Source organism: Kitasatospora sp. MAA19 (genome assembly GCF_029894125.1).
GTDB lineage: Bacteria > Actinomycetota > Actinomycetes > Streptomycetales > Streptomycetaceae > Kitasatospora.
Window position 1 is genome coordinate 193,902 of the sequence record NZ_JARXYZ010000003.1, and the last position, 26,843, is coordinate 220,744.

The 26,843-nt window shown below is 72.3% G+C and carries 24 protein-coding genes and 1 pseudogene; 6 read left to right on the forward strand and 19 right to left on the reverse strand.

Annotation, left to right across the window (positions count from 1 at the left end):
• Positions 1-10: 10 nt before the first annotated feature.
• The 3 genes from P3T27_RS06445 to rfbB are packed head-to-tail and all read right to left on the reverse strand — an operon-like array spanning position 11 to position 3,254.
• A complete protein-coding gene (locus P3T27_RS06445; protein WP_280675162.1) occupies positions 11-1,348 on the reverse strand; it encodes a hypothetical protein in 1,338 nt (445 codons plus the stop codon).
• Positions 1,345-2,280 carry a dTDP-4-dehydrorhamnose reductase gene (rfbD, locus tag P3T27_RS06450; RefSeq protein ID WP_280675163.1) on the reverse strand — a complete coding sequence of 312 codons (936 nt, stop codon included), beginning with the start codon at positions 2,278-2,280 and terminating at the stop codon, positions 1,345-1,347. Before rfbD ends, P3T27_RS06445 begins: the two co-directional genes overlap by 4 nt.
• Positions 2,277-3,254, reverse strand: coding sequence for a dTDP-glucose 4,6-dehydratase (gene rfbB / locus P3T27_RS06455; protein ID WP_280675165.1), 978 nt, complete (start codon positions 3,252-3,254; stop codon positions 2,277-2,279). Before rfbB ends, rfbD begins: the two co-directional genes overlap by 4 nt.
• A gap of 83 nt (positions 3,255-3,337) precedes the next feature.
• Between rfbB and rfbA the strand changes: the two genes are divergently transcribed.
• Entirely contained in the window at positions 3,338-4,213 is an 876-nt protein-coding gene (rfbA, locus tag P3T27_RS06460) for a glucose-1-phosphate thymidylyltransferase RfbA (RefSeq protein WP_280675167.1), read from the forward strand.
• Positions 4,210-4,818 (forward strand): dTDP-4-dehydrorhamnose 3,5-epimerase, encoded by a 609-nt coding sequence (gene rfbC, locus P3T27_RS06465; RefSeq protein ID WP_280675169.1) that lies wholly within the window; start codon positions 4,210-4,212, stop codon positions 4,816-4,818. The genes rfbA and rfbC overlap by 4 nt, the downstream gene beginning before the upstream one ends.
• Positions 4,819-4,930: 112 nt before the next feature.
• Here rfbC and P3T27_RS06470 read toward each other — a convergent pair whose 3' ends face one another.
• The 8 genes from P3T27_RS06470 to P3T27_RS06505 form a co-directional block, all read right to left on the reverse strand.
• Positions 4,931-5,365: a GtrA family protein gene (locus P3T27_RS06470; RefSeq protein WP_280675171.1), complete on the reverse strand. Its 435-nt coding sequence runs from the start codon at positions 5,363-5,365 to the stop codon at positions 4,931-4,933.
• The gene (locus P3T27_RS06475) at positions 5,365-6,321 is read right to left on the reverse strand and encodes a glycosyltransferase family 2 protein (RefSeq protein ID WP_280675173.1); all 957 of its coding nucleotides are present in this window, start codon (positions 6,319-6,321) and stop codon (positions 5,365-5,367) included. Before P3T27_RS06475 ends, P3T27_RS06470 begins: the two co-directional genes overlap by 1 nt.
• Positions 6,322-6,529: 208 nt before the next feature.
• Entirely contained in the window at positions 6,530-8,584 is a 2,055-nt protein-coding gene (locus P3T27_RS06480; protein WP_280675175.1) for a hypothetical protein, read from the reverse strand.
• A gap of 190 nt (positions 8,585-8,774) precedes the next feature.
• Positions 8,775-9,968: an elongation factor Tu gene (tuf, locus tag P3T27_RS06485; RefSeq protein ID WP_280675177.1), complete on the reverse strand. Its 1,194-nt coding sequence runs from the start codon at positions 9,966-9,968 to the stop codon at positions 8,775-8,777.
• Positions 9,969-10,202: 234 nt separating this feature from the next.
• Positions 10,203-12,308 (reverse strand): elongation factor G, encoded by a 2,106-nt coding sequence (fusA, locus tag P3T27_RS06490; protein WP_280675179.1) that lies wholly within the window; start codon positions 12,306-12,308, stop codon positions 10,203-10,205.
• Between the two features lie 39 nt (positions 12,309-12,347).
• Entirely contained in the window at positions 12,348-12,818 is a 471-nt protein-coding gene (gene rpsG, locus P3T27_RS06495; RefSeq protein ID WP_030055803.1) for a 30S ribosomal protein S7, read from the reverse strand.
• A 2-nt stretch (positions 12,819-12,820) separates the two neighbouring features.
• Positions 12,821-13,192, reverse strand: a complete 372-nt coding sequence (gene rpsL, locus P3T27_RS06500) for a 30S ribosomal protein S12 (protein WP_014144289.1) — start codon at positions 13,190-13,192, stop codon at positions 12,821-12,823.
• Positions 13,193-13,638: 446 nt separating this feature from the next.
• Positions 13,639-14,196 carry a DUF1707 and DUF4190 domain-containing protein gene (locus tag P3T27_RS06505; protein ID WP_280675182.1) on the reverse strand — a complete coding sequence of 186 codons (558 nt, stop codon included), beginning with the start codon at positions 14,194-14,196 and terminating at the stop codon, positions 13,639-13,641.
• Between the two features lie 244 nt (positions 14,197-14,440).
• Between P3T27_RS06505 and P3T27_RS06510 the strand changes: the two genes are divergently transcribed.
• The 4 genes from P3T27_RS06510 (at position 14,441) to P3T27_RS06525 (ending at position 19,565) form a co-directional block, all read left to right on the forward strand.
• Positions 14,441-15,307 carry an ABC transporter ATP-binding protein gene (locus tag P3T27_RS06510; RefSeq protein WP_280675184.1) on the forward strand — a complete coding sequence of 289 codons (867 nt, stop codon included), beginning with the start codon at positions 14,441-14,443 and terminating at the stop codon, positions 15,305-15,307.
• Positions 15,304-16,938, forward strand: coding sequence for a transporter (locus tag P3T27_RS06515; protein ID WP_280675186.1), 1,635 nt, complete (start codon positions 15,304-15,306; stop codon positions 16,936-16,938). Before P3T27_RS06510 ends, P3T27_RS06515 begins: the two co-directional genes overlap by 4 nt.
• A 101-nt stretch (positions 16,939-17,039) precedes the next feature.
• Positions 17,040-18,320, forward strand: coding sequence for a DUF2786 domain-containing protein (locus P3T27_RS06520; RefSeq protein WP_280675188.1), 1,281 nt, complete (start codon positions 17,040-17,042; stop codon positions 18,318-18,320).
• A gap of 132 nt (positions 18,321-18,452) precedes the next feature.
• Positions 18,453-19,565: an ADP-ribosylglycohydrolase family protein gene (locus P3T27_RS06525; protein WP_280675190.1), complete on the forward strand. Its 1,113-nt coding sequence runs from the start codon at positions 18,453-18,455 to the stop codon at positions 19,563-19,565.
• Here P3T27_RS06525 and P3T27_RS06530 read toward each other — a convergent pair whose 3' ends face one another.
• The 8 genes and pseudogenes from P3T27_RS06530 to P3T27_RS06565 form a co-directional block, all read right to left on the reverse strand.
• The gene (locus tag P3T27_RS06530) at positions 19,566-20,891 is read right to left on the reverse strand and encodes a serpin family protein (protein ID WP_280675192.1); all 1,326 of its coding nucleotides are present in this window, start codon (positions 20,889-20,891) and stop codon (positions 19,566-19,568) included.
• A gap of 46 nt (positions 20,892-20,937) precedes the next feature.
• Positions 20,938-21,087: pseudogene (locus P3T27_RS06535) on the reverse strand (ADP-ribosylglycohydrolase family protein); the annotation flags it as partial.
• Between the two features lie 36 nt (positions 21,088-21,123).
• The gene (locus P3T27_RS06540; RefSeq protein ID WP_280675194.1) at positions 21,124-22,338 is read right to left on the reverse strand and encodes a cytochrome P450; all 1,215 of its coding nucleotides are present in this window, start codon (positions 22,336-22,338) and stop codon (positions 21,124-21,126) included.
• A gap of 110 nt (positions 22,339-22,448) precedes the next feature.
• Complete coding sequence (locus P3T27_RS06545) at positions 22,449-23,189, reverse strand: Sir2 family NAD-dependent protein deacetylase (RefSeq protein WP_280675197.1); 741 nt, start codon at positions 23,187-23,189, stop codon at positions 22,449-22,451.
• 179 nt (positions 23,190-23,368) lie between these two features.
• Entirely contained in the window at positions 23,369-24,025 is a 657-nt protein-coding gene (locus P3T27_RS06550) for a hypothetical protein (protein WP_280675198.1), read from the reverse strand.
• Between the two features lie 139 nt (positions 24,026-24,164).
• Positions 24,165-24,845, reverse strand: coding sequence for a response regulator transcription factor (locus P3T27_RS06555; RefSeq protein ID WP_280675200.1), 681 nt, complete (start codon positions 24,843-24,845; stop codon positions 24,165-24,167).
• Positions 24,842-26,029, reverse strand: coding sequence for a histidine kinase (locus P3T27_RS06560; RefSeq protein ID WP_280675202.1), 1,188 nt, complete (start codon positions 26,027-26,029; stop codon positions 24,842-24,844). The genes P3T27_RS06555 and P3T27_RS06560 overlap by 4 nt, the downstream gene beginning before the upstream one ends.
• Before the next feature lie 82 nt (positions 26,030-26,111).
• The gene (locus P3T27_RS06565; RefSeq protein ID WP_280675204.1) at positions 26,112-26,786 is read right to left on the reverse strand and encodes a DUF4097 family beta strand repeat-containing protein; all 675 of its coding nucleotides are present in this window, start codon (positions 26,784-26,786) and stop codon (positions 26,112-26,114) included.
• Positions 26,787-26,843 lie beyond the last annotated feature (57 nt).

A 26,843-nucleotide genomic window follows, 5' to 3' on the forward strand; every position in this document is an offset into this window, starting at 1 on the left:
GGTGAGACGGTCATTCGCCGACCACCCCGGCAGTCATGGTGGGCGCGGCCTGCTCCGACGTGCTCCGCGCGGTACCGGCCTGGTTCGCCGTCGAACCGGGGAAGCTGCGCCTGAGCGCGGCCAGCATACCGAGCACCGTGACCACCGATCCGGCGGTGTACGCCACGACCACGCGGGTGGCCACGTCACCGGGCATGAAGGTGACCCCGGCGAGGGCCGCGGTACCGACCGCCCAGCAGAGCAGCTGCAGGTTGTGCCGCTTGAATACCATCAACGCCTGACCGAGCACCATCGCGAACATGTACGCCACGGTGCCGGCGGACATCCAGAAGAAGTCGAGGCAGCCGAGCACCGGCTTGGCGCCGAAGAGCACCTGGATCAGCCAGGGCCCGAGGGCCACCGCCGGGATCCCGCCGAGCACGCCCAGCCCGCCGACCACGAGGCCGATCCGGCGGAGCATGCCGCTGAAGGCCGCCCGGTCGCCGACGGCGATCGCCGAGGAGAGCCCGCTGAGCAGCGAGGCCTGCAGCGAGCCGAACACGAAGAGCGGGACGCGGGCCAGCACCAGAGCGTTGAGCAGCGCCGCGATCAGCGCCGACTCCGTCGGGGCGAGCAGCTTGGTGCTCACCACCGCAGCGTTCACCACAACCTGGGAGAGCAGGGTCGAGCAGATCAGCAGGCCCAGGCCGGAACAGAGTTCGGACCACGGGACGCGCGGACCTGGCCGTACCGCCCGCAGCAGCGGCGGCAACGTGAGCAGGGTGGCCGCGACCGGCGCGACGGCCAGGATCAGGCTGAACGCCAGCGCCGAGTGCACCCCGGCGACGGCGGCGCCGAAGGCCAGCCCGATCCGCAGGCCGCCGTCGATGCCGAGCTGGGTGCCGTAGGCGCCGAACCTGCCGAGGCCGGCCAGCACGCCACGGGTGAGGTAGCAGACCGCCATGCCGAGGAACGCCCCGCCCAGCGCCAGCACCAGCGACCGGTCGCCGTGGAACATCGCGTCGGCGATCTTCCGCGAGCCGAGGCCGAGCACCAGCAGCACCGCGGCGAGGATCCCGCCGGTCAGCAGGGTGGCCCGGCGCAGCACCGGGGCCGCGCCGTGGCCGAGCGCGGCGCGGGCCGCGACGATCCGGGTCAGCTCCTGCTCGATCGGGAAGAAGACGCCGATCCCGACGGACATCACGATCGTCCACAGCAGGGAGACGTTCGCCATGTCGTCGACGGACAGGCTGTGGCCCGCCACACCCAGGTGGATGTACGAGGCCGCGCCGAGCACGACGGTGCCGCCCGCCACCGCCAGGGTTCCCGGCGGTAGCGCGGCGGCCACCTTGGTCAGCGGATTGGTCACTGCGCTCTGTCGCTCTCGGATGTCCGGGCCGCGGCGGCCAGTTCGGTGAAGGCGGGGGTGCCGAGCGCCTCGGCGAGCTGCTCGCGCCAGTCCGGCAGCGGGCTCAGGCCGGCGGCGGCCCAGCCGTCGTGGCCCAGCACGCTGAACGCGGGCCGGACGGCGGGGGTGACGTACGCGGCGGAGGTGGTCGGGCGGATCCGCTCCGGGTCGAGCCCGCTCAGTCGGTACGTCTCCCGGGCCAGCCCGCACCAGGTGGTGCGGCCGGCGCCGGTGCCGTGGTAGACCCCGGCCGGGGCCCGCCCGGCGAGCGCGGCCCGGCCGAGCGCGGCCAGCTGCCGGGCCAGCGCCAGCGACCAGGTCGGCTGGCCCTGCTGGTCGTCCACCACGTCCAGGGTCTCGCGCTGGGCGGCGAGCCGCAGCATGGTGGCGACGAAGTTCTTGCCGTGCTCGCCGTACAGCCAGGCGGTGCGCACGACGTAGCCGCGCTCCGGGAGCAGTTCGGCGACGGCTTGCTCGCCCACCAGCTTGCCGCGGCCGTACGCGTTGACCGGGCCGGTGGGCGCGGTCTCGGCGTACGCCTCGGTGGCGTCCCCGGGCAGCACGTAGTCGGTCGACACCTGCAGCAGCCGGGCGCCGGCCTTGGCGCAGGCGGCGGCGAGGTTGCGCACGCCGGTGCCGTTGACGGCCGTGGCGGCCGCCTCCTCGGTCTCGGCGGCGTCCACGTTGGTCCAGGCGGCGCAGTTGACGACGACGTCGTGACCCTCGACGGCGGCCAGGACGGCCGCCGCGTCGGTGATGTCGAGGTCGGCGCGGCCGAGGGCGGTCACCTCGGCCTGCGGGTCGGCGGCCAGGACGCTCAGCACGTCGCGGCCGAGCATGCCGGCCGCGCCGGTCACCAGCCAGCGGACCTGGCCCGGGGCGGTGGCGCTCACTTCTGCAGCGCCGCCTTCTGCTTCAGCGGCTCCCACCAGGCGCGGTTGTCGCGGTACCAGGCGATGGTCGCGGCGAGGCCGTCCTCGAAGCGGACCTGCGGCTCGTAGCCGAGCTCCTCGCGGATCTTGCTGATGTCGATCGAGTAGCGCAGGTCGTGGCCCTTGCGGTCGGCCACGTGCTCGACCATGTCCCAACCGGCGCCGGCGGCCTCCAGCAGCAGGCCGGTGAGCTCCTTGTTGGTGGCCTCGGTGCCGCCGCCGATGTTGTAGACCTCGCCGGCGCGGCCGCCGCGCATGACCAGCTCGATGCCCCGGCAGTGGTCCGAGACGTGCAGCCAGTCGCGGACGTTGCCACCGTCGCCGTACAGCGGCACCTTCTTGCCGTCGATCAGGTTGGTGGTGAAGAGCGGGATGACCTTCTCGGGGAACTGGTAGTGCCCGTAGTTGTTGGAGCAGCGGGTCACCACGACGTCCATGCCGTGCGTGCGGTGGTAGGCCAGCGCCAGCAGGTCCGAGGAGGCCTTGGAGGCCGAGTACGGGGAGTTCGGCACCAGCGGCCACTCCTCCGTCCAGGAGCCCTCGTTGATGGAGCCGTACACCTCGTCGGTGGAGATGTGCACGAAGCGGCCGACGCCGTGCTTGCGGGCGGCGTCCAGCAGGACCTGGGTGCCGACCACGTTGGTCAGCACGAAGGGGCCGGCGCCCGCGATCGAGCGGTCCACGTGGGACTCGGCCGCGAAGTGCACCACGACGTCGTGGCCGGGCATCACGGCGTCGACGGCGTCGACGTCGCAGATGTCGCCCCGGACGAAGGAGTAGCCGCGGTGACCCGCCACCGGCTCCAGGTTGGCCTCGACGCCCGAGTACGTGAGCTTGTCGAAGACCGTGATCTGGTCAGTGGTGTCGGCGCCGAGAAGCTGGCGGACGAATTCAGAACCAATGAAGCCGGCACCGCCGGTCACGAGGATGCGCATAGTACGCCGTAGTCTACCGTCGCGCCGGGGACCCGCCGACCCGGCCCTCACCCGTCCCTTCGGACTCGAATAAGGTGCACCTCATGCGTGGAATCCTTCTGGCCGGCGGCACCGGCTCGCGGCTCTGGCCGCTGACCCGGGCGGTGTCGAAGCAGCTCCTCCCGGTCTTCGACAAGCCGATGATCTACTACCCCCTCTCGACCCTGGTGATGGCGGGGATCAGCGAGATCCTGATCATCACCACCCCGAACGACAGGGAACAGTTCGAGCGCCTGCTGGGCGACGGCTCCCAGTTCGGCCTCCGCCTGGAGTACGCCGTCCAGGAGCGCCCCGAGGGCATCGCCCAGGCCTTCGTCCTGGGCGCCGACTTCATCGGCGACGAGCCCGTGGCGCTGATCCTCGGCGACAACATCTTCCACGGCAGCGGCCTGGGCACCCGGCTCTCCGAGCACACCGACGCCAAGGGCGGCCGGGTCTTCGCGTACCCGGTGGCCGACCCGACGGCGTACGGCGTGGTCGAGTTCGACGAGGACGGCCAGGTCATCTCCATCGAGGAGAAGCCGACCGAGCCCAAGTCCCGGTACGCCGTCCCCGGCCTGTACTTCTACGACAACCGCGTGGTGGAGATCGCCCGCGGCCTGAAGCCGAGCGCCCGCGGCGAGCTGGAGATCACCGCCGTCAACGAGGCGTACCTCAAGGCCGGCGACCTGCACGTGACCATCCTCGACCGCGGCACCGCCTGGCTGGACACCGGCACCTTCGTCTCGATGGTGCAGGCCTCGGAGTTCGTCCGGGTCATCGAGGAGCGCCAGGGCTTCAAGATCGGCTGCATCGAGGAGGCGGTCTGGCGGGCCGGCCTGATCGACGACGCGCAGCTGCGCGAGCTGGCCGAGCCCCTGCTGAAGAGCGGCTACGGCCAGTACCTGGTGGCGCTGCTGGACGAGGAGGCCGCGCGATGAAGATCCGCGAGCTGTCCATCGAGGGCGCCTGGGAGCTCACCCCGCAGGTGCACGGCGACGCGCGCGGCCACTTCACCGAGTGGTACCGCTTCGACCGGCTGGCCGAGGTGGCCGGGCACCCGCTGAAGCTGGCGCAGGCCAACCTCTCGCTGTCCAGCCGGGGCGTCGTCCGCGGCATCCACTTCGCCGACGTCCCGCCCGGCCAGGCCAAGTACGTGACCTGCGTGCGCGGCGCGGTGCTGGACGTCATCGTCGACCTGCGGGTCGGCTCGCCGACCTTCGGCCGGTGGGAGGGCGTGCGCCTGGACGAGACCGAGCGCAAGGCCGTCTACATCTCGGAGGGCCTCGGCCACGGGTTCTGCGCGCTCACCGACGACGCGACGCTGACCTACCTCTGCTCGGAGACCTACAACCCGACCGGCGAGCACGGCGTGCACCCGCTGGACCCGGACCTGGCCATCGAGTGGCCGGCCGAGGCCCCGCAGCTGTCCGCCAAGGACGCCGAGGCGCCGTCGCTCGCCGAGGCGCTGGCGAGCGGCCTGCTGCCGGACTACGAGGCCGTCAAGGCGTTCCGCGCCGGGCTCGGCAAGGCCCACCAGGGCTGATCCGGGGACGACCCGCGAGGGCCCGGTCGCGTTCGACGCGGCCGGGCCCTCGGCTTTCCGAGCCCTCGCATGTCCGGACCCGCCGGTGTCGGGCCCAGCGCCCGGGCAGCCCTCAACGGCCCCGGAAGACCCAGACCTTGAGCAGCACGAACCGGACCACCGTGGCGAGCCCGTTGGCCACGACCAGCCCGGCCATCTCGACCGGCCGGGAGGCGTTCGGCACCGCCAGGTCGAGCAGGGCGAGCGCGCCGCTGCTCAGGCCCAGCCCGATGAGGAAGGCCACCGCGCCCTGCAGTTGGTGCCGCAGCGCACCCTCACTGCCGGTGACGCCGAAGGTGAAGCGGCGGTTGGCGGCCGTGTTGGCGACCGCACTGACCGCGAGGGCGATCAGGTTGGCGGCCTGCGCGCCGGTGAACCCGCGCGCGGCGACGAACAGCAGCAGGTAGAAGAGCGTGCTGAGAACGCCGATGACCAGGAAGGACGGCAGCTGGCGACGGGCCGCCCGGCCGGTCTCCGCGGACCGGGCCGGGTCGTCGGTGATGTTCATCAGGAGTTGTCCCGTCGTTCTTCCTCGGCCGAGTCGTAGCCGACGAAGTACGCCGGGCGGGCCTGGACCGCCGAGTAGATCCGCCCGGTGTACTCGCCGAGCAGGCCGACGCAGATCAACTGGACGGCGCCGATGAACAGCATCCCTATGAAGAGCGAGGACCACCCCGGCACGGTCGAGCCGAGCGCGAACGAGATGGTGGTGTAGACCGCCAGCAGCAGGCAGACCGCGAAGCTCAGCAGGCCGAGCCAGGTGGCCAGCCGCAGCGGGGCGGCGGAGAAGTTGGTGACGCTGTCCAGGGCCAGCCGGACCATCTTGGCCAGCGGGTAGTGCGTCGCGCCGGCCACCCGCTCCTCGCGGACGTACACCACCTCGCCGCTGGGGAAGCCCAGCCACGGCACCAGCAGCCGGTAGACCGGCTGGTGCTCGGGCAGCGCCTTGATCGCGTCCACCGCGGCGCGGCTGAGCAGGCGGTAGTCGCCGGCCTGGCTGGGCATCCGCTTGCCGACCAGCTTGCGCATCAGCCAGTAGTAGGCGCCGGCCGTCCGCCGCTTGAAGAAGCTGTCCGTACCGCGGTCGCCGCGCACGCCGTAGACGATGTCGAGGTTCTGCTCGCGGGCGAGCGAGAGCATCTCCGGGATCTTCTCCGGCGGGTCCTGCAGGTCCGCGTCGATGCTCACCACGTAGTCGCCGAACGCCCGGTCCAGGCCGGCCTTGAGCGCGGCCTGGTGGCCGGAGTTGCGGGCGAAGCGGATGATCCGGAACTCGGGCCAGTCCTGCCGGATCTTCTGCATCAGCACCGGGGTGGCGTCGGTGCTGCCGTCGTCGACGCCGACCACCTCGTAGTCGATCCCGAGCCCGTCGAGGATCGGCCGCAGCCTCTCGACGGTCAGTGGAAGCGCCTCCTGCTCGTTGTAGATCGGCATGACGACCGACAACTGCGGCGCTGTCGACATGAGTTGGTCCCGCTTTCCGCTGGTGAGGCTGGATTTCCGCCGACAATAGCAGCCGGTGGTGAGGCCCCGATGAGACCCGGCGGGGCCCGATGAGCACCGGGTGAGATCCCGTCCGGCCACCGGGGTCGTCCGGACGGCCGCGGGGGCGCCGCCCTGCTCGGGCGGCGCCCCCGCGCCGAGTCGCCCCGGCCTCGCCGGGGCCCGGGGATCAGTCCCCGGGGAAGCTCCGGTTCCACGGGTGGATCCAGTTGTTGCCCGGCTTGGCCACCACGGTGATCCGCGGCTGGAAGCCGGTCAGCTCCTTGCGCAGCAGGTCCCCGGTGGCCGGGTCGGCGACCACCACGGTCATCGGCCCGCCGAGCTTCTCGGCGGCCTTCTTCACGTGGGCCAGCGCCGCCTGGTGCTCCGCTTCCTTCCGGGGCTCGGCGCCGATGTTCACCCAGTGCGCCTCGTAGAGCGCCCGCATGTCACCGCCGCGCCCGCGCAGCAGCGCGGTGACCCAGGTGGACTTGAGGTTCTTGTAGTCGTCGTTGGAGTACAGCACCATCATCGGCTCGGAGATGCCGTCGAGGTCCGCCATGACGGTGGCGCCGTCGCGCGGGCCGATGTCGCTCCAGGAGTCGCCCCGGCTCCAGGCCGTCAACGAGTTCTGGGACCAGGCGGTGGGCCCCGCCTTGAACGACTCCATCCCCCACTGGACGCCGGCGAACAGGCTGAGCGCCGTCGCCACCGCGACCACCGAGAGCACGCCGTCGCCGATCCGGCGCCGCAGGACCGGCACCCGGGCGGGCGAGGTGGTCCGCAGCAGCGGGCCGACCGCGCCGATCGAGACCAGCGCGATCACCACCCCGGTGCCGGCCAGCTTCTCGAAGTAGTACGAGACGTGCCCGATCGTGTGCATCTGCCACCAGGCGAAGCCGCAGATCACCAGCCCGGCGCCGAGCACCAGCGCGAGGTGCGCCCGGCCGGTGCCGGTGCGCCGGTTGGTCGGCGCCGCCGCGGCCAGCAGGGCCAGCAGCAGACCGCCGACCAGGATCGTCCGGTCGGCGCCGACGCTCGGGCCGCCCAGGTTGGAGGTGCCGGCGACGTCGAGGTCGGACAGCACGGAGACCACGCTCGGCAGTGCGGCCAGCCCGAGCGCGACCACCGCGAGGAGCGCGTAGAGCGGCCAGCGCGAGAGCCGGAACCTCCGCCGGTGGACCACCAGGGTGGCCACCACGGCGACCCCGGCGACGGCGCCGAACAGGTTGTAGACGTAGGTGACCGCGATCAGGCCGGACCCGGCGAGCAGCAGGAACTCCGGCGTCCGCAGCGCGGGCCGCACCAGGAACGCGGTGAGGACGGCCACCATGAGCAGGCCGATGACCGTCGAGTCGAAGCCATGGGTGACCAGGTCGGTGTAGTTGCTGGAGAACACCAGCGCCGCGACCGTCCCGCACACCGCGGCGGTGCGCCAGCCGCGCAGCCTCGGTCCGCCGATCCAGCGGGCCGCCCAGACCAGCGCCACGCCGAGCAGCGCGTAGGCCGCCAGGACGTAGAGCAGGTAGCGGTTCATGGTGTCGAGCGTCGAGCCGAGGTCCGCGGAGGAGCGGACCAGCGAGTCGACCCAGGCGAGCAGGAAGTGCGACCCCTGCGGGTACACCCCCTCCCCCGACATCATGTAGGCCTTGGCGGCCTCCTGGTGCAGGAAGTTGTAGCCGCCGACGTGCTCGATGCCGACGAAGTACGAGAAGTGGTTGAGCCGGTCCTCGGAGGTGGTGAGGAACTCCAGCCGCCAGCCCGGCCCCTTGCCGACCAGCGGCTTGTGCAGGTAGTGCCACATCACGTAGCCGGTGCCGAGCACCATCAGGTCCGAGGGCCGGAACCGCAGCGGCAGCCGGGGCGCGCGGCGGCCCAGCCAGCCGGTCAGCGCCACGATCGAGAACAGCGCCCCGGAGGTGGGGACCGGGTCAAGCCCCCACGGCCAGAGCGAGAAGAGCAGGCCGGTGACGAGCACGCCGCCGGCGACGATCAGCGCCGCGGCGACCAGCCGGTCGAGCAGCACGCCGCCGACCCGGATCACCGAGGCGACGGCCAGGACCAGCAGCGGCAGCAGCACGATCCCGAGGCCGGTCGGGATCAGCGCGGCCGGGACCAGCCAGGACGCGAGCAGGGCGCCGGCCAGGAACGGCAGGCTTCGGGCGGTCCTTGCGACGGCGGGGCGTTCGGGTCCGGGCGTGCTACCCGGTGCGGCCTCCTCGGACGAGGTACGCGCGGCCACCATGGTGCGGAGTCTTTCCATCGAGACCCAGAAACCCCATCCCCTGTCACGGGCACCCTTGCGCCCGGGTTCAGTCCGGCGATATGCCGCGATCCTAGTTGATCCTTTTTCGCACAAAGACAGAGGGCTTGGTGAAGATCCTGGGATCTCCACCAAGCCCTCCCTGACCAGAGGTCAAGTGTCAGAGCATCAATTACTTGATGATCTTGGTGACCTGGCCGGCGCCGACGGTACGACCACCCTCACGGATGGCGAACTTCAGGCCCTCCTCCATGGCGATCGGCTGGATCAGCGCGACCGTCATGGCGGTGTTGTCGCCCGGCATGACCATCTCGGTGCCCTCGGGGAGGGTCACGACGCCGGTCACGTCCGTGGTACGGAAGTAGAACTGCGGGCGGTAGTTGTTGAAGAACGGGGTGTGACGGCCACCCTCGTCCTTCGACAGGATGTAGGCCTGGGCCTCGAAGTCGGTGTGCGGCGTGACCGAACCCGGCTTGATGATGACCTGGCCGCGCTCGACGTCCTCGCGCTTGATGCCACGGAGCAGCAGACCGACGTTCTCACCGGCCTGGCCCTCGTCGAGCAGCTTGCGGAACATCTCGATGCCGGTGACCGTGGTGGTGGTCTTGGTCTCCTTGATGCCGATGATGTCGACAGTCTCGTTGACCTTGAGGATGCCACGCTCGATACGACCGGTGACGACGGTGCCACGACCGGTGATCGTGAAGACGTCCTCGATCGGCATCAGGAACGGCTGGTCCACGGCGCGGGCCGGGGTCGGGATGGCCTCGTCGACCTGGTGCATCAGGCCGAGGAGCTTCTCGCCCCACTCCTTGTCGCCCTCCAGCGCCTTCAGCGCGGAGACGCGGACGACCGGCAGGTCGTCACCCGGGAACTCGTACTCCGAGAGGAGCTCGCGGACCTCGAGCTCGACGAGCTCCAGGATCTCCTCGTCGTCCACCATGTCGGCCTTGTTCAGGGCGACGACGATGTAGGGGACGCCGACCTGGCGGGCCAGGAGGACGTGCTCCTTGGTCTGCGGCATCGGGCCGTCGGTGGCGGCGACGACGAGGATCGCACCGTCCATCTGGGCCGCACCGGTGATCATGTTCTTGATGTAGTCCGCGTGACCCGGGCAGTCGACGTGGGCGTAGTGACGCGCCTCGGTCTGGTACTCGACGTGCGCGATCGAGATGGTGATACCGCGCTGCCGCTCCTCCGGCGCCTTGTCGATCTGGTCGAACGGCGTGAAGGGGTTGATCTCCGGGTACGCGTCGTGCAGCACCTTGGTGATGGCCGCGGTAAGGGTCGTCTTACCGTGGTCAATGTGACCGATGGTGCCGATGTTGACGTGGGGCTTCGTCCGCTCGAACTTCGCCTTCGCCACTGCAGTCCTCCTGAGGACAGTTCTGTACGCCGTGCTGACGTCAGTTGGTCTTTGATCGGGATTGGGCCCGGGGTGCCGAAGCACCTCGCACCGTCCCGCGGGGTGGGGGCCGGAGGCCCCCGGGAGAACCCGACCGGATTCTCCCGGGACGCCTCCTAATAGCCTAAGGGTTCGCAATCGTCCCGAATGTCGGGATGTCCTGCGGCCTCGTAGGGAGCCGGCTGGTGCCGGTCCTTACTCGCCCTTGGCCTTGGCGATGATCTCCTCCGCCACGGCCTTCGGAACCTCGGCGTACGAGTCGAACTGCATCGAGTAGCTCGCGCGACCAGAGGTCTTGCTGCGCAGATCACCGACGTAGCCGAACATCTCGGAGAGCGGCACCAGCGCCGTGACGACGCGGGCACCGTGACGCTCGTCCATGGACCGGATCTGGCCACGGCGAGAGTTGATGTCGCCGATCACGTCGCCCATGTAGTCCTCGGGCGTGGTGACCTCGACGGCCATCATCGGCTCGAGAAGAACCGGCTTGGCCTTCCTCGCGCCTTCCTTGAAGGCCATCGAGCCGGCGATCTTGAACGCGAGCTCGGAGGAGTCGACGTCGTGCGACTGACCGTCGAGCAGCTTCACGCGGACACCCTGCAGCGGGTAGCCGGCGAGCACGCCGAACTCCATGGCCTCCTGGCAGCCGGCGTCGACCGACGGGATGTACTCCCGCGGCACGCGGCCACCGGTGACCAGGTTGAGGAACTCGTAGCCCTCGGCCTGCTCGAGCGGCTCGATCGCGATCTGCACCTTGGCGAACTGACCGGAACCACCGGTCTGCTTCTTGTGGGTGTAGTCGATGCGCTCGACGGCCTGACGGATCGTCTCGCGGTACGCGACCTGCGGCTTGCCGACGTTGGCCTCGACCTTGAACTCACGCTTCATACGGTCGACCAGCACCTCGAGGTGCAGCTCGCCCATACCCGCGATGATGGTCTGGCCGGTCTCCTCGTCCGTGTTGACCTGGAAGGAGGGGTCCTCCTCCGCGAGACGCTGGATGGCGACACCCAGCTTCTCCTGGTCACCCTTGGACTTGGGCTCGATCGCGACGCGGATGACCGGGGCCGGGAAGTCCATGGACTCCAGGATGACCGGGTTCTTCTCGTCGGACAGCGTCTCACCGGTGGTGGTCTGCTTCAGGCCCATGACGGCGACGATGTCGCCGGCGCCCACCGACTCGATCTCCTCACGCTTGTTCGCGTGCATGCGGTAGATCTTGCCGATGCGCTCCTTCTTGCCCTTCACGGCGTTCAGCACCGAGGTGCCGGACTCCAGGCGACCGGAGTAGATCCGGACGAAGGTGAGCTTGCCCAGGTGCGGGTCGGACATGATCTTGAACGCCAGCGCGGCGAGCGGCTCGTCGTCCGAGGCCTTGCGGGAGATCTTGGTCTCCGGGTCGTTGGGCTTGGTGCCCTCGACCGACTCGATGTCCAGCGGCGACGGCAGGTACTTGACGACCGCGTCGAGCAGGGGCTGAACGCCCTTGTTCTTGAACGCGGTACCGCAGAAGATCGGCGTGAAGGCCGACTCCAGGGTGCCCTTGCGGATCGCCTCGTACAGCAGCTCCTCGGGGACCTCTTCGCCCTCCATGGCGAGCATCATCACGTCATCGCTGACGTTCGACACCTCGTCCAGGAGCGCCTCGCGGTACTCGTTCGCCTGCTCCACCAGCTCGGCCGGGATGTCGACGACGTCGTACATCTCGCCCTTGGCGGCCTCGGCGGACCAGACCAGCGCCTTCATGCGGACAAGGTCGACAACGCCCTTGAAGTCCGCCTCGGCACCGATCGGGAGCTGCATGACCAGCGGGGTCGCGCCGAGGCGGTCCACGATGGTCTTGACGCAGAAGAAGAAGTTCGCGCCCGTGCGGTCCAGCTTGTTGATGAAGCAGATGCGCGGGACGCCGTAGCGGTCAGCCTGCCGCCACACGGTCTCGGACTGGGGCTCGACACCGGCGACACCGTCGAACACCGTCACGGCACCGTCGAGGACGCGCAGCGAACGCTCCACCTCGACGGTGAAGTCGACGTGACCCGGGGTGTCGATGATGTTGATGGTGTTGTCGACGCCGTCGACCGTCCAGTGACAGGTCGTCGCGGCCGACGTGATCGTGATGCCGCGCTCCTGCTCCTGCTCCATCCAGTCCATGGTGGCAGCGCCATCGTGGACCTCACCGATCTTGTACGAGACGCCGGTGTAGAACAGGATCCGCTCGGTGGTGGTGGTCTTGCCCGCGTCGATGTGCGCCATGATCCCGATGTTGCGGACCCTGGCGAGGTCAAGGGAGGTTGCAGCCATGGTGGCTCGTTCTCTCTCTGTCTAGTGACGGGGTTCGGACTACCAGCGGTAGTGCGCGAAGGCCTTGTTGGACTCGGCCATCTTGTGGGTGTCCTCGCGACGCTTCACGGAAGCGCCCAGGCCGTTGCTGGCGTCGAGGATCTCGTTCATCAGGCGCTCGGTCATGGTCTTCTCGCGACGGGCGCGGGAGTAACCGACCATCCAGCGCAGCGCCAGGGTGCTGGCGCGGCCCGGACGGACCTCGACCGGAACCTGGTAGGTCGCGCCACCGACACGGCGGGACTTGACCTCGAGGGCCGGCTTGACGTTCTCCAGCGCGCGCTTCAGCGTGACGACCGGGTCCGAGCCGGTCTTCTCGCGGACGCCCTCGAGGGCGCCGTAGACGATCCGCTCGGCGGTGGAGCGCTTGCCGTGCAGCAGGATCTTGTTGACCAGCTGGGTGACGACCGGGGAGCCGTAAACCGGGTCGATGATGACCGGGCGCTTCGGGGCGGGGCCCTTACGAGGCATTCTTACTTCTCCTTCTTGGCGCCGTAGCGGCTGCGAGCCTGCTTGCGGTTCTTGACACCCTGGGTGTCAAGCGAGCCGCGGATGATCTTGTAGCGGACACCAGGAAGGTCCTTCACACGACCACCGCGCACCAGCACGATGGAGTGCTCCTGCAGGTTGTGGCCCTCGCCCGGAATGTAAGCGGTGACCTCGATCCCGCTGGTGAGGCGCACACGGGCGACCTTGCGGAGAGCCGAGTTCGGCTTCTTCGGGGTGGTCGTGTACACACGCGTGCAGACCCCACGGCGCTGCGGGGAACCCTTCAGCGCGGGAGTCTTGTTCTTCTCGACCTTGTCCTGCCGGCCCTTTCGGACCAGCTGCTGGATCGTAGGCACCGTTTCTCCGTTTTCTGTGTGCCAAGGCTTGGTGGAACTAACCTGCGGTGATCCCTCACACACGGCCCCGTGGTCGACCCACGCGGTCGGGTGTGTTGGGCGTATTCCGACACGGAATCCCATGAGCTGATGTACAGCGACGGCGCTCAACGCGCGGGGCGCTGGAAGGCGCTCCGGCTCGGCGCGGCGACCGGTGTGCATGCACGCACAAGGACCCGGGGACACCCCAGGCACAAGGTCAGAGCGTACCTAGCGCATGGGGCTCGGTCAAAACAAATGCAACGCCGCAGGTCGTGACCTTCGGCCGGATGTCCCGGGAGTGTCCCGGACGCGACCACCCGGTGTCGGGCCGCCCTTCACCCGCCCTACCACAGGCCGCCGCCCGCCGCCACCGGAGGCGGCCCGCCCCCGTGGTGCCCGAGCCGGCCTCCCGCGCAGCGGCCCGGTCAGGCCGGTACCCGGAGCAGGACCAGGAGCACGAGCGTCCAGAACGCGCAGCCGGCGTAGCCGAAGACCAGGCCGAGGGTGGCCATCCAGTCGCCGTCCCGGTCGCGGCGGCTCGGCTGGGCCTTCGCGACGTGCCCGACCACCACCGCGGGGAGCGAGAAGCCGGTCAGGCCGAACACCAGCGAGGTGACCGCCAGCACGTTGATCGAACGGGCCGGCGGCGGAGGCGGCGGGAGGAAGGTCGCCGGGACGGGCGGGGCGGCGAAGGCCATCGGCGCGGGCATCGGGCCGATGGGCAGATCGGCCACCAGGCCGGCCAGCTGGCCGTAGGTCTGCGCGGCGGCCGCCTCCTCGTGGCGCTGCTCGTACTCCTCGGTGGAGAGCCGGCCCTCGGCGAACGCGGCCTTCAGCACGTCGATCGTCCGGTCCCGGTCCGCGTGCCCGGCGCGCATCCCGGCGGGGAACCCGGCCTGCGGGGCGGGTGCGGGCGTCCGGCCGCCGTCCGGACGCCGGTCCGGGTCGCCGGGGCCCGACGCGCCCCACGGTTGAACGGCCATCCGCCACCTCCCGGCACCCGACGCGGCCCCGCACCCCTCGCTGTTCCTCATAGTGCAGGACGAACGGCGCAGCTGAGTAGGTGCCAATTTCAGCCCGACACCCGCCGGAACACGCCGCCCTGACGGCGCGCCTCACCCGTTCGGCCCATTCGCTCAGGGGATCCTCAACTCGGACGACAGCCTGTCGGGGCAATGACAGGCTGGTCCTGAGGAACCCACCCGCCAGCGAGTAGAGAAGGCCGCCATGCAGGCGTCAGCGCCGCCGCCGTCCGACCGACCCGGATCCGTTCCCCCCTCCGCCGTCAGCATCCAGGGGCTGTGGAAGCACTTCGGCGGCCAACCCGCCGTCGCCGGACTCAGCCTGGAGCTGCCGGCCGGCGCCTTCATCGGCCTGGTCGGCCCGAACGGCGCCGGCAAGACCACCACGCTGTCCATGGCCACCGGCCTGCTCCGGCCCGACCAGGGCACCGTCCTCATCCACGGCGGCGACGTCTGGGCCGACCCGGTCGCGGTCAAGGCCCGGATCGGCATCCTGCCCGAGGGGCTGCGGATGTTCGAGCGGCTCAGCGGCCGCGAACTGCTGCAGTACAACGGGCGGCTGCGCGGCCTGCCCGGCGCCGAGGTGGACCGGCGCGCCGAGGAGCTGCTGGCCGTCCTGGACCTCGCCCGCGACGCCGACAAGCTGGTCGCCGACTACTCCACCGGCATGCGCAAGAAGATCGGCCTGGCCGCCGCGCTGCTGCACAACCCCGACGTGCTGTTCCTCGACGAACCCTTCGAGGGCGTCGACCCGGTCTCGGCGCAGACCATCCGCGGCGTGCTCAAGCGGTACGCGGCGGCCGGATCCACGGTGGTCTTCTCCAGCCACGTCATGGAGCTGGTCGAGCAGCTCTGCGACTGGGTCGCGGTGGTCAACGCCGGCCGGGTGATCGCCCACGGCCCGCTGGACACCGTGCGCGGCGGGCGCAGCCTGCACGAGGCCTTCCTCGGCCTGATCGGCGTCCGCGAGGACGACGGCCAGGCGCTCGGCTGGCTCGGCGGCGGGCAGGCCGCCAGCGGGCAGCTCGGCAGCGGGCAGGCCGCCAGCGGGCAGCTCGGGGGCGGGCAGTGAGCAGCGCCGCCGCCGCAGCCGTCCGTACCCCGGTGCCGGACGGGCGGACGGTGGTCCGCGCCCTGGTGGCGCTCAAGCTGCGGCTGCTGCGCAACGGCCTGCGACGCAGCCCCGGCCGGACCGCCGTGTACGTCATCGGCGGCGTCGTCGGCCTGGCCTTCGCGGCCGGCATCGCCTTCGCCCTCGCCATGATGAACGGGCGCTTCGCCGGTTCCGGGGACGCCGGGGTGATGCTGCTCGGCGTGCTCACCCTCGGCTGGGCCGCGCTGCCGCTGTTCCTCTTCTCCAGCGACGAGAGCGCCGACCCGACCCGGCTCACCATGCTCCCGCTGCGGCCCGGCCCGCTGCTGCGCGGCTCGCTGCTGGCCGCGCTGATCGGGCCCGGCCCGCTGGTCAGCCTGGTGCTGGTGACCGGCGCGGCGCTGTCCGGCGCGAACGGCGGCACGGCCGCCGCGGCCGCCCTGGTCGGCGTCCCGCTGGCCGTGCTCTGCCTGGTCACGCTCTCCCGGGCGGTCGCCGCCGGGAACGCCCGGATGCTCTCCAGCCGGCGCGGCAAGGACTTCGCGATCTTCGGCGGCCTGCTGTTCGCGCTGCTCGCCCAGGTCGCCAACATCGGTTCGCAGAGCATCTTCGGGCGGCCCGGCGACACCCTCGACCTCAGCCCGCTGAAGCCGATCGCCTCCGTGCTGCGCTGGCTCCCGCCGGTCAGCGCGGCGGACGCGGCCCGCACCGCCGGCGAGGGCCGGTACGGACTGGCGCTGCTCCAGCTCGCCGCGGCCGGCGCGCTGCTCGTGCTGCTGCTGCGCTGGTGGCGCGGCAGCCTGCAGGAGCTGATGGTCACCGCCGACTCCTCCACCCTGGAGGTGGCCCGCGGGGTGCAGAGCTCGCGCGGCTGGAGCTTCCTGCCCGAGGGCCGGGCCGGCGCGGTGATGCAGCGCCACCTGCGGTACGCCTGGCGCGAGCCGCGGGCCAAGGCCGCGGTGTTCACCAGCATCGGCATGACGCTGGTGATCTGCGTGCTGTCGGTGGTCCAGGGCTGGTCGAGCGTCTACCTGCTGGCGATGACCGGGATGTTCCTCGGACTGCAGATGCTCAACCTGTTCGGCATGGACGGCTCGGCGTTCTGGATGGTCGCCGCCACCCTGGTCACCCCGGCCGACGCCCGGGACGAACTGCGCGGCCGGGCCTACGCGGTGCTGTCGTACGCCCTCCCGGTGACGGTGGTGCTCGGGTTCGTCCTGGCCGCCGTCACCGACGGCTGGTCCGAGCTGCCCGCCGCACTCGGCCTCGCGCTCGCCCTGCTCGGCTGCGGCGTCGCCCTCGGCTCGACGCTCAGCGTGCTCGCGCCGTACACCATGCCGGCCGACAACAACCCGATGCGCAACGCCGCCCCCGGGCAGGGCGGGCTGCTGCTGGTCAACCAGTTCGGCTCGCTGCTCGGTGTGGCGTTGCTCTCCCTGCCGGTGAGCGGCTACCTCGGCTGGGCGCTGTACTCCGGCAGCCCGAGCTGGCCGATCCTGCTGCTCGGCCCGCTCTACGGCGCCCTGATCGCCGCCCTCGGCGTCCGCTTCGCGGCCCGGAGGCTGCTGGAGCGCGCCCCGGAGATCCTGGCCAAGGCCGTCGAGCGCTGAGCCCCCGGGCCCGTCCCGAGCGCCCGGTCCCGTCGAAGGGGCCGGGCGCTCCGGCATCATGGGCGGAAGGGCCGGACCGTCGAGGAGAGCAGGGACACACCGTGGGCAAGCGCGCACAGCAGGACGGGGACGGGGGCGCCGGCCCGCTGCTGGAGCAGGCGGTGCGGGCGGTGCTGACGGCCTCGGACGAAGCGCTGGACCTCGCCCTGGACACCGGAGCATCGCTGCTCGCCGCCTCGGCCGGGCAGTGGCCCGCGGTCAGCCGGGCGCTGCTCGGGTACGCGGACACCGCCGTCGGCCGCTGCTGGTCCGCCGGGTGGCGCCCGGCCGACCTGGCCCGAGTGGTCCGGCGCGAGCTGAAGCCCGTCCACCTGGCCCTCGCGGCGGACCTGATCGCGGCCGAGAACCGCCGGCACTCCGCGGCCGCCCTCGACCGGCGCTGGCAGGAGCAGCTGCGCGAGCTGGAGGCCGAGGTGTGGTGGCCCGGCGACGAGCAGTACCTCGGCGCCTTCGCCGACCGGCACCGGCTGGACCGCTTCGCGCTCGCCACCACCGCCCTGGAACTGCTGCGGACCTGGGGCCGGCTGCCGCCGATCGCCCCGGTCGGCCCCGCCCCGGGCCAGGCCCCGGCACGGACGCACCGGCCCGGGCCGGTGCCCGGCGAGCCCCGGATGCTGTCCCGGATCCGGGCGCTGCTGGCGAAGGCCGAGTCCACCGAGTACCCGGAGGAGGCCGAGGCGCTCACCGCCAAGGCCCAGCAGCTGATGGCCCAGCACAGCATCGACGAGGCGCTGCTGGCCGCCGCCGGCGCCGACCGCGACACCCCGGCCGCGCTGCGGATCGGCGTGGACAACCCGTACGAGGGACCCAAGACGATGCTGCTGGACGCCGTCGCGGTGGCCAACCGGTGCCGGGTCGTGTGGGCCAAGGAGTTCGGCTTCTGCACCGTCGTCGGCTTCGACGGCGATCTGGACGGCGTCGAGCTGCTCTACACCTCACTGCTGGTGCAGGCGACGCACGCGCTCAACAAGGTCGGCTCGCGGCGGGATTCGCGCAGCAAGGCGTTCCGGCAGTCCTTCCTGGTCGCCTACGCGGCGCGGATCCGCGAGCGGCTGACGGCCGCCACCGAACGGGCCACCAGCGCCGCCGCGGCCGGCCGGCACCTGCGCGAGGATGGCACCGAGGAGCAGCTGGTCCCGGACGGGCGGCTGCTGCCCGCGCTCGCCGCCCGCTCCGAGGCGGTGGACCAGGAGGTCGGCCGGCTGTTCCCGAAGCTGGTCTCGCAGCGCGTACGGGTGAGCGACGGCGTGGGCTGGGCGGCCGGCCGGGCCGCCGCCGACCGCGCCGCCCTGCACGGACGCGCCGGGGAGATCCGCAGCTAGGGCCTGTCCTCGGCGCGTCCTACGCGTGCCCGCGGCGCCGCACGCCCGGCGGGAATCGTCGGACACGTCGTGGCAGCACGCTTTCAGCCGGACCTGATAGAACGTAGTCCGCCACGAACCAAGGGGGACCACGTGACGGAGTCGGCGGTCGAGTCGGGATACCGGGACCGGGTGCGCGGGGCGCTGCTCGGCGGGGCCGTCGGCGACGCGCTGGGCTGGCCGGTGGAGTTCCAGCAGCTGTACCAGATCCAGCAGCGGTACGGGCCGGACGGCGTGGCCGGGCTGCCGGCCGGCCCCGGGCCGGCCGAGGTCACCGACGACACCCAGATGACCCTGTTCACCGCCGAGGGGCTGATCCGCGGCTTCGTCCGCGGCTGGACGGGCGGCGGCGGCTCGGTGCCGGAGGCCGTCCACGGCGCCTACCGCCGCTGGCTGCTGACCCAGTACCAGCCCTCGCCGGACACCGCGCCGCAGCCCCGCCCGTACGACGGCTGGCTGCTGCGGCAGCCCTTCCTGTACGCGCAGCGGGCGCCGGGCAACGCCTGCCTGAGCGGGATGTCCGAGCACCCGGTGTTCGAGTCGCCGTCCCCGGTCGGGCAGCCGGGGCCGATCAACGCGCACTCCAAGGGCTGCGGCACGGTGATGCGCTCGGCGCCGTTCGGCCTGGCCCGGCTGGGTACCGAGCTGGCCTTCGGGCTGGCCGTGCAGTGCGCCCAGCTCACCCACGGGCACCCGACCGGCTACCTCGCGGCGGGCGCCTTCGCGGCGCTGGTCGAGCGGCTCGCGAACGGGACCGAGCCGTGGGCGGCGGTCGGCGAGACCGTGGAGCAGATCCGCGAGCTACCGTCCTCCAAGGAGACGGTGCAGGCGCTGGCCCGGGCCGTCCGGGTGGCCCAGGAGTCGCAGCCGTCGGCGGAGGCCGTGGAGCGGGTCGGGCTCGGCTGGATCGCCGAGGAGTGCCTGGCCATCGCGGTGTACTCGCTACTGGCGGCCACCCTCGACCCCGACCCGGTGCGCACCGCGCTGCTGCTGTCGGTGAACCACTCCGGGGACAGCGACTCCACCGGCGCGGTCTGCGGCAACCTGGTCGGCGCCGCGTACGGCGCCGCGGCGCTGCCCGCCGAGTGGGCCGGAGCGGTCGAGGGCAGGGCCGAACTGCTCCGGGTCGCGGACGACCTGCTGGTGCTGTTCGGCAGCCGCGACCCGCTCCACCCGGCGCTCGGCGGGCGCTACCCGGCCTGGTAGCTACTTGGACGGGCGGTCTTGGACCGACGGGTCGGTGACCTGGCCGAGGAAGAGCGGCCGTCCGCCGTCGGTGTCCCGGATCAGGAACAGGAACGGCCGGTCGATGTGCAGTTGGACGGACTCCGGCGCGGCCGGGGCCGCCGCCGCGGCGAGCCCCGCGCCGCTACCGGCCGCCGCGACCGTACCGTCCTCGTCCACCTCGACGGTGGCCTTCTGCACCACCGTGCCGAGCGCCAACGGCTCCTTGGTGATCCCTCCGAAGTCGGCGCCGTCGAACGCCGCCCTCACGCCGAGCGAACGCAGCACGGGGACGAGGTCGTTGGCGGTGTCGAAGCGGAAGCGCGGGAGGGTCAGGTCGACGGTCCGCTCGCCGAGCCCGCCGAGGATCCGGTCGAGCTGAGCCTGGTCCAGGCCCTTGTTGAAGGCGGCGAACCCGCCCTGCGCGGGGACGATCAGATCCATCGCCAACGTGCTGTCCGCGTAAGGGAGTTCGACGGCCTGCCAGGGCTCGCCGACGATGCCGCCGGAGCCCTCGGCGTACCGGAAGGCGCCGGTCTGGCTCATCGCGGCGACGGAGGGGGTGGAGCCGTCCAGCCGGTGGAACGGCCGGTCGGAGGTGTTCGCCGGCTTGAACCCGGAGGCCCACTTCGCCTTCAGGTAGAGCGCGTCGGTGAGCGCCAGCCGGGTGTCGGCGGTGATCTGCCGCTCGCCGAAGAGGTCCTTGATCCGTCCCTCGGTGGCCTTCTCCACGGCCGCGTTGATGCTCTTGCGGGAGCCCTGCGGGTCCTTGGCGAAGTCGACGGGGTGCACGCCGGTGTCGAAGGCGGCGGCGAGCGTGTCCAGGTACTCCGGGGCGACGGCCAGGCCCTGCTGCGTCCACAGGTCGTCCGCCTGCCGCAGGGTGTCCCGGCCGCCGGCCGGGACCGAACGGTCGAGCGCGCCCACCGCCGACGCGTACTGCTGCGGGGTGAGGTCGGTGTGCAGGGCCTTGGACAGCTCCTCGGCGGTGGCTCCGCGGGCCCCGGGCAGCACCATGGCGAGCACGGTGGCCAGGCCGGACGGCGAGAGGACGACATTGCGCCCCGCCCCGTCCGGCGCCGCGGCCAGCGCGTGCAGCAGATCCAGCCCGAAGGCGTTGGTGGCGGCCGAGACCGCCGCCACCTGCGCCGGATCCACCGGCACCCGACTCGCCGACCCCGAGGCCCGCACCACCGCGGGCCCGTCGGCCGCCGTACTGCCGCACCCGGCCACCAGCATCCCACCGGCCAGCACCGCCCCCGCCACCCGGCGCAGGCCTCGCCGCCCTCCAGCACTCCGCTTCGTCATGGCCCTTCGACGCGCCACCCCCCACCCCGGTTCCCCGGGCCCCGGTTCAGTCCCAGAGCGCGCCGAGGGCGAGCGGTTCGTCCCGGTGCTCGCTCCGCCCGACCCAGCCGGACGGCCAGGCCGACCCGCCGTGGTGGGCTCCGGCGAAGGCGCCGGTCAGGCAGGCGAGGGGGTCGCAGTCCCCGCTGGAGTAGGAGACCTCGGCTCCAGACCTCGGCTCTAGACCTCGGCTCTAGACCTCGACCAGCAGTTCCTTGAGTCCCCGGATCACGTAGCCCGGGTTCCACTCGGGTTCGCGGGTCAGCCGCAGCTCCGGCGCGCGGCGCAGGAGGGTGCCGTAGGACTCGGTGAGCTCCAGTCTGGCAAGGGGGGCGCCGAGACAGAAGTGGATTCCGGCGCCGAAGGTGATGTGGGGGTTGTCGGTGCGGGCGAGGTCGAGGCGGTCGGGGTCGGTGAAGCGCTCGGGGTCGCGGTTGGCGGAGCCGAAGAGGAGGGCGATCTCGGAGCCGCGCGGGATGGTGACGCCGCGCAGCTCGATGTCCTCCAGGACCCACCGCTCGAACATCTGCAGCGGGGTGTCCCAGCGCATCAGTTCCTCGACGGCGGTGGGCAGCAGCTCGTCGACCGAGCCGCGCAGCCGGGCGAGTTCACCGGGGTTGCGGAACAGCGCCCACCAGCCGTTGCCGGTGGTGTTGACGGTCGCCTCGTGGCCGGCGTTGAGCAGCAGCACGCAGGTGGAGATCATCTCCTGCTCGCTGAGCGCGTCGGCGCCCTCCTGGGCCTGGATCAGCGCGCTGATCAGGTCGCCGCCGGGGGCGGTGCGGCGTTCGCGGATGAGGGCGCGCAGGTAGTCGGAGAACTCGGTGCTCGCGGTGACGGCCCGGCGGGCGGCCTCCTCGGTCGGGTTGAGCTCGAACATGCCGGTGATGTCGGCGGACCAGGGCCGCAGCAGGTGGCGGTCGCTCTCCGGTACGCCGAGCATCTCGGCGATCACGGCGACCGGCAGCGGCTCGGCGACGGTGGCGATCAGGTCACCGCCGCCGGCCGCGAGCAGGTCGTCGACGAGTTCGCCGGCGAGCCGCCGCACGGTCGGCCGCAGGCCCTCGACCATGCGCGGGGTGAAGGCCTTGGAGACCAGCCGGCGGATCCGGGTGTGGTCGGGGGCCTCCAGGTCGAGCAGCCCGTGGTCGTTGAGGGTGTGGAAGGGCTCGTGCGCCGGATCGGGCTCGGGTCGGCCGAACTCCTGGTGGCTGAAGCGGTGGGTGTAGGTACGGCCGAGCCGCCGGTCCCGCAGGAGCGCGCTGACGTCCTCGTGGCGCGAGACGAGCCACTGCCCGGTCGGCTCGAAGTACGTCACCGGCGCGTGCTCGCGCAGTTCGGCGTACGCGTCGTACGGGTGGGCCACGAACGCCGCCGACCAGGGGTCGAACTTCGCCGTCGTCGTCATCGGTCGATCACTCCAGGCCGTGAGGGGGAGCCAGAAGGATCATCGTACGCATGCGGTTCGCCCGCTCTAAGGCCCTTCGTTTCAGGACCTTTCCTCTCGGAGCCCTGTGCTCAAGCCTCCTCGGCGACCAGCCGCCGCACCAGCTCCGGCAGGGCCCGGGAGATCGGCTCCCGGATCACCTCGTCGGCGGCCTCGTCGTACGGCGTCGGCTCGGCGTTCAGGATGATCAGCCTCGCCCCGCGCTTCACCGCGCTGTACGGCAACGCCGCCACCGGGAACACCTGCAGGCTGGTACCGACCGCGATGAACAGGTCGCAGGCGCGGGCGATCGAGTCGGCCTGCCCGAGCACCTCCGGGTCCAGGTTCTCGCCGAACATCACCGTGCGCGGCTTCAGGATCCCCCCGCACGCACGGCAGGCCGGGTCCGACTCCCCCGCCTCGACCCGGGCCAACGCCTCCGCCATGTCGCCGGTCACCCGGCAGCGCAGGCACTGCACCTCCCGCGCGGTGCCGTGCAGTTCGAGCACCTTGCGGGCGGGCAGGCCGGCCCGCTGGTGCAGCCCGTCCACGTTCTGGGTGAGCACCCGCAGCGGCAGCCCGGAGCGCTCCAGGTCGACCAGCGCCCGGTGCCCGGCGTTCGGTTCGGCGGCCAGCGCGCCGGTCTCCAGCCGCATCAGCCAGGCCCGCCGCCGCACCTCGGGATCGGCGCGGTACGGGCCGATGGTGACCAGCTCCTGGGCCGACGGGTCGCGCTGCCAGAGTCCCTGCGGGCCGCGGTAGTCGGGGATACCGGAGTCGGTCGAGATGCCCGCGCCGGTGAGCACGGCGATCAGGGGACGCTTCGCGTTCATGCCCCGGACGGTACGGGCGGGCCGGCCGGGCCGCCACCGAAAGTCCGACTGCGTCGCGTCAACTCCCGCCGCACAGCGGGCCGATCCTCCGGACGCGCCGGGGCGGACGGGCGCCCGCTCCTCCCCTGCGGGAGCGGCCGCCCGTCCGTGCCCACCCCCCATCCGGCCCCGCCGCCCGGTCAGGCCAGCGCCGGACGGGCCGCACCGCCGAGCCGGGCCAGCGGGGCCAGCGCCGCCAGGTAGCAGACGGCGGCCAGCGGGATCAGCGCCAGGTCGACCCCCGAGGCGGCGGTGCCGACCAGCATCAGCACCGGGCTCCACCAGCGCAGCGTCCGGGCCGGGCCGACCGAGGCGGCGACCAGCAGCGCCAGCAGGCCGACGTAGAACAGCAGCGGGCCGACCTGGTAGACGGCCGGCAGCACCCCCGGGACGCCCTGGACGCGGTCGAACAGCCGCGACTGTTCGGCCTTGTCCGCCGCCGCCAGGCCGACGTACAGGTCGATCCCGATCTGCACCAGCGAGGCCGCCAGGCCCGCGAACGCCGTCCCCAGCGCGGCCCCGGCCACCAGCCGCCCGGCCGTCGTGCCGCGCCGGGCGAGCAGCCCGTGCAGGGCGAGCAGGACCGGGGCGAACAGCAGCAGCCCGGCGAACATCGCGGTGTGGCCGGCCGTCCAGCCGAGGCCGGGCTCCCGGGAGCCCGGCACCAGCCGGATCCCCCCGTACAGGGCCATCAGCACGGGGGCGCCGACGACGGCGTAGGTGGCGAGGCGGGTGTTCCGGGCGTTCCAGGTGCTCTGGGCGTTCCAGGTGCTCTGGGTGTTCCGAGTGGCGTTCATCTGACGATCTCCCTGCGGTGGTCCGTTCCGACGCCACCGATGCTGTCCGCCGCACCCCTCGTCCCGGATCGCCCGCACCGGCGAACCCGCCGCCTCCCCCGCACGGGGGAGGTCCGACCGTGGCCCCGCCCGCCGGGCCCTACGCCTCCCCCGCCACCACCGCTCCCGCCTCGTACGCGAACACCACCGCGTGCACCCGGTCCCGCAGCCCCAGCTTGCTCAGCACATTGCTGACGTGCGTCTTCACGGTGTGCTCGCTGACCACCAGCTCGGCCGCGATCTCCGCGTTGGACAGCCCGCGCGCCAGCAGCCGCAGCGTCTCCCGCTCGCGCAGGGTGAGTTGCTCCAGCAGCTTGGACGGCGGCCGCACCGCCCGCTCGGGCGCGCCCGGGCGGCGGGCGGCGAACTCGCTGATCAGCCGCCTCGTCACCGAGGGCGCGAGCAGCGCCTCCCCGGAGGCCACCATCCGCACTCCGTGGGCCAGGTCGTCCCGCCGGACGTCCTTGAGCAGGAAGCCGCTGGCGCCCGCGTACAGCGCGTCGAAGACGTAGTCGTCCACGTCGAAGGTGGTCAGCATGATCACCTTGGTGGACGGGAACTCGGCGCAGACCCGGCGGGCCGCCTCCAGCCCGTCCATGACCGGCATCCGGACGTCCAGCAGCAGGACGTCCGGACCGTGGGCGCGGACCGCCTCGATCGCCTCCGCGCCGTCGCAGGCCTCGGCCACCACCTCGATGTCGGGCTGCGCGTCCAGGATCATCCCGAACCCGGCCCGCACCAGCTCCTGGTCGTCCGCGACGACCACCCGAATCGGCTTCATCCGCCCACCTTCTCGACCACGCCCGCCGCCCCCAACGGGAGCCGGGCACTCACCAGGAAGCCCCTGCCCTCCGGCCCGGGGCCGGCCTCGGCCCGCCCGCCGCAGGCCACCGCCCGCTCCCGGATGCCGACCAGCCCGCGACCGCCGGACCAGCCGTTCGGCGGGCCGGCGGCGGTCACCGGCAGCCCGCGGCCGTTGTCGGACACCACCACCTCCAGGGCGTCTCCGACCCGCCGCACCCGGACGGCCGCCCGGTCGGCACCGGAGTGCTTGACCGTGTTGGTCAGCGCCTCCTGCACGATCCGGTACGCCGCCGCCTGCAGGTCGGCGGGCACCGCGCCCGGCCCGTCGGGCAGTTCGAGCTCCACCGCCAGTCCGGCCCGGCGCACCCGCTCGGCCACGTCGGCGAGTTCGGCCAGCCGGGGCTGCGGGGCCAGCACCGGACCGGCCCCCTCCTCCTTCAGCACCCCGAGGACGCGCCGCAGTTGGACCATCGCGTCACGGCCCGCGTCGGCGATGGTGTCGAACGCGCGGACCGCCCGGTCCGGGTTGGAGTGCACCACCAGCGGCCCCGCCTCGGCCTGGATGATCATCAACGAGACGGCGTGCGCCAGGATGTCGTGCATCTCCCGGGCGATCCTGGCCCGCTCCTCCGCGACCGCCCGGGCCGCGTCGCTCGCCGCCCGCTCGCCGGTCTCCCGGGCCCGCTCCGCCTGCACCCGGGCCAACTGCCGCTGGGCGCGCACCAGCGAGCCGAACACGAAGGTACCGACGGAGGTGACCAGGCTGAAGAACGCGCCGTTCGGGGAGTGGGTGCCGAGCACGTTGCCGACCACCACGACCGCCAGCACGCTCCACCGCGCCCGCTCCGAGGACCGCTCCGCCACCGTGTAGAAGGAGATCACCCCGGACAGCGGCACCTGGGGGTTCGCCGAGTGCGCCACGACCGAGATCACCAGCGACGGTACGGTCGCCAGCACCAGCACCGCCAGCGGCCACCGGCGACGCCAGGGCAGCGGCAGCGCGGTCGCCACCGCGAGCAGATAAATCCACCACGACCGGACCGTCGTGTCCTGGTACACCGCCCAGACCGCGACCCCCGCCGCGGCCGCCGCCAGCAGCGAGTCCGGCACGTACGGACTCAGCCCGGCCGACCAGCTCCGCCAGCGCACCGCTCGCACCACTGCCGCCCCTCCCCCGTAGCCGGGGGCGCCGCCCCCGCGGAGAAGATCATGCCCTACCGGCAGGGCCTCCGGAACGGCCCGGTCAGAGAGCACTGACCGTCACACCGCCGGTCCCGGTCCGCGCCGTGATGCTGCGCGCCGCACCCGGCTGCGAGGGGATCCTGACGTCCACCCCGCCGGCCCCGGCGTGCGCGTCCACCGCGTACGCCTCCCCGGCCGGCACCGCCACCCGCACCCCGCCGGTCGAGGCCTTCGCCTCCACCTTCTCGGGGGCGGCCGCGAAATCGACCCGCACCCCGCCGGTCCCGGTGCTCAGCCGGACGTCCTTCGAGGTCAGCCCGGTGGCCTCGACCCCGCCGGTCTCCACCGTGGCCTCCACCTCGGCGGCCAGCCCGACCAGCCGCACCCCGCCGGTCTCCTGGGTCACCCGCACCTTCGTCCCGGCCGGCACCTGCACGGTGTACCCGACGCCGCAGCCGCGGCAGTCGTACGTCAGCCGCAGCACGTCGTCCTTCACCTCGTGGGTGGTCCGCGGCACGTCGCCCCGGTAGTTCTGCTCCTCGACCACGTGCACCGCGTCGCCGCCGCCGGTCACCACGATCCCGCCGGTGTGCGCGTCGACCACCAGCTCCCTGACCGGCTCCGCGACGCCGTAGCCCACCGTCCGGTGCTCCTGGTCGTCCCCGACGGGCAGGCAGGCCGACATCCCCACCAGGACCGCCCCCGTGATCGCCACCGCGCCCAGCATCCGCTTCATGTCCGGTCCCCTTCGAAAGCCCCGTCTTCCGCCGACCAGCCTTCCCCGACCGCCCCC

What these genes read in the sequence shown, in the direction of transcription:
- P3T27_RS06545 (WP_280675197.1), bottom strand. Translation starts at nt 23,189, where the DNA reads ATGAACGCGAAGCGTCCCCTGATCGCCGTGCTCACCGGCGCGGGCATC.
- P3T27_RS06565 (WP_280675204.1), bottom strand. Translation starts at nt 26,786, where the DNA reads ATGAAGCGGATGCTGGGCGCGGTGGCGATCACGGGGGCGGTCCTGGTG.
- P3T27_RS06530 (WP_280675192.1), bottom strand. Translation starts at nt 20,891, where the DNA reads ATGACGAAGCGGAGTGCTGGAGGGCGGCGAGGCCTGCGCCGGGTGGCG.
- P3T27_RS06510 (WP_280675184.1), top strand. Translation starts at nt 14,441, where the DNA reads ATGCAGGCGTCAGCGCCGCCGCCGTCCGACCGACCCGGATCCGTTCCC.
- rpsG (WP_030055803.1), bottom strand. Translation starts at nt 12,818, where the DNA reads ATGCCTCGTAAGGGCCCCGCCCCGAAGCGCCCGGTCATCATCGACCCG.
- P3T27_RS06470 (WP_280675171.1), bottom strand. Translation starts at nt 5,365, where the DNA reads ATGAACATCACCGACGACCCGGCCCGGTCCGCGGAGACCGGCCGGGCG.
- fusA (WP_280675179.1), bottom strand. Translation starts at nt 12,308, where the DNA reads ATGGCTGCAACCTCCCTTGACCTCGCCAGGGTCCGCAACATCGGGATC.
- P3T27_RS06505 (WP_280675182.1), bottom strand. Translation starts at nt 14,196, where the DNA reads ATGGCCGTTCAACCGTGGGGCGCGTCGGGCCCCGGCGACCCGGACCGG.
- P3T27_RS06475 (WP_280675173.1), bottom strand. Translation starts at nt 6,321, where the DNA reads ATGTCGACAGCGCCGCAGTTGTCGGTCGTCATGCCGATCTACAACGAG.
- P3T27_RS06550 (WP_280675198.1), bottom strand. Translation starts at nt 24,025, where the DNA reads ATGAACGCCACTCGGAACACCCAGAGCACCTGGAACGCCCAGAGCACC.
- P3T27_RS06555 (WP_280675200.1), bottom strand. Translation starts at nt 24,845, where the DNA reads ATGAAGCCGATTCGGGTGGTCGTCGCGGACGACCAGGAGCTGGTGCGG.
- rfbB (WP_280675165.1), bottom strand. Translation starts at nt 3,254, where the DNA reads ATGCGCATCCTCGTGACCGGCGGTGCCGGCTTCATTGGTTCTGAATTC.
- P3T27_RS06480 (WP_280675175.1), bottom strand. Translation starts at nt 8,584, where the DNA reads ATGGTGGCCGCGCGTACCTCGTCCGAGGAGGCCGCACCGGGTAGCACG.
- rfbC (WP_280675169.1), top strand. Translation starts at nt 4,210, where the DNA reads ATGAAGATCCGCGAGCTGTCCATCGAGGGCGCCTGGGAGCTCACCCCG.
- rfbA (WP_280675167.1), top strand. Translation starts at nt 3,338, where the DNA reads ATGCGTGGAATCCTTCTGGCCGGCGGCACCGGCTCGCGGCTCTGGCCG.
- P3T27_RS06540 (WP_280675194.1), bottom strand. Translation starts at nt 22,338, where the DNA reads ATGACGACGACGGCGAAGTTCGACCCCTGGTCGGCGGCGTTCGTGGCC.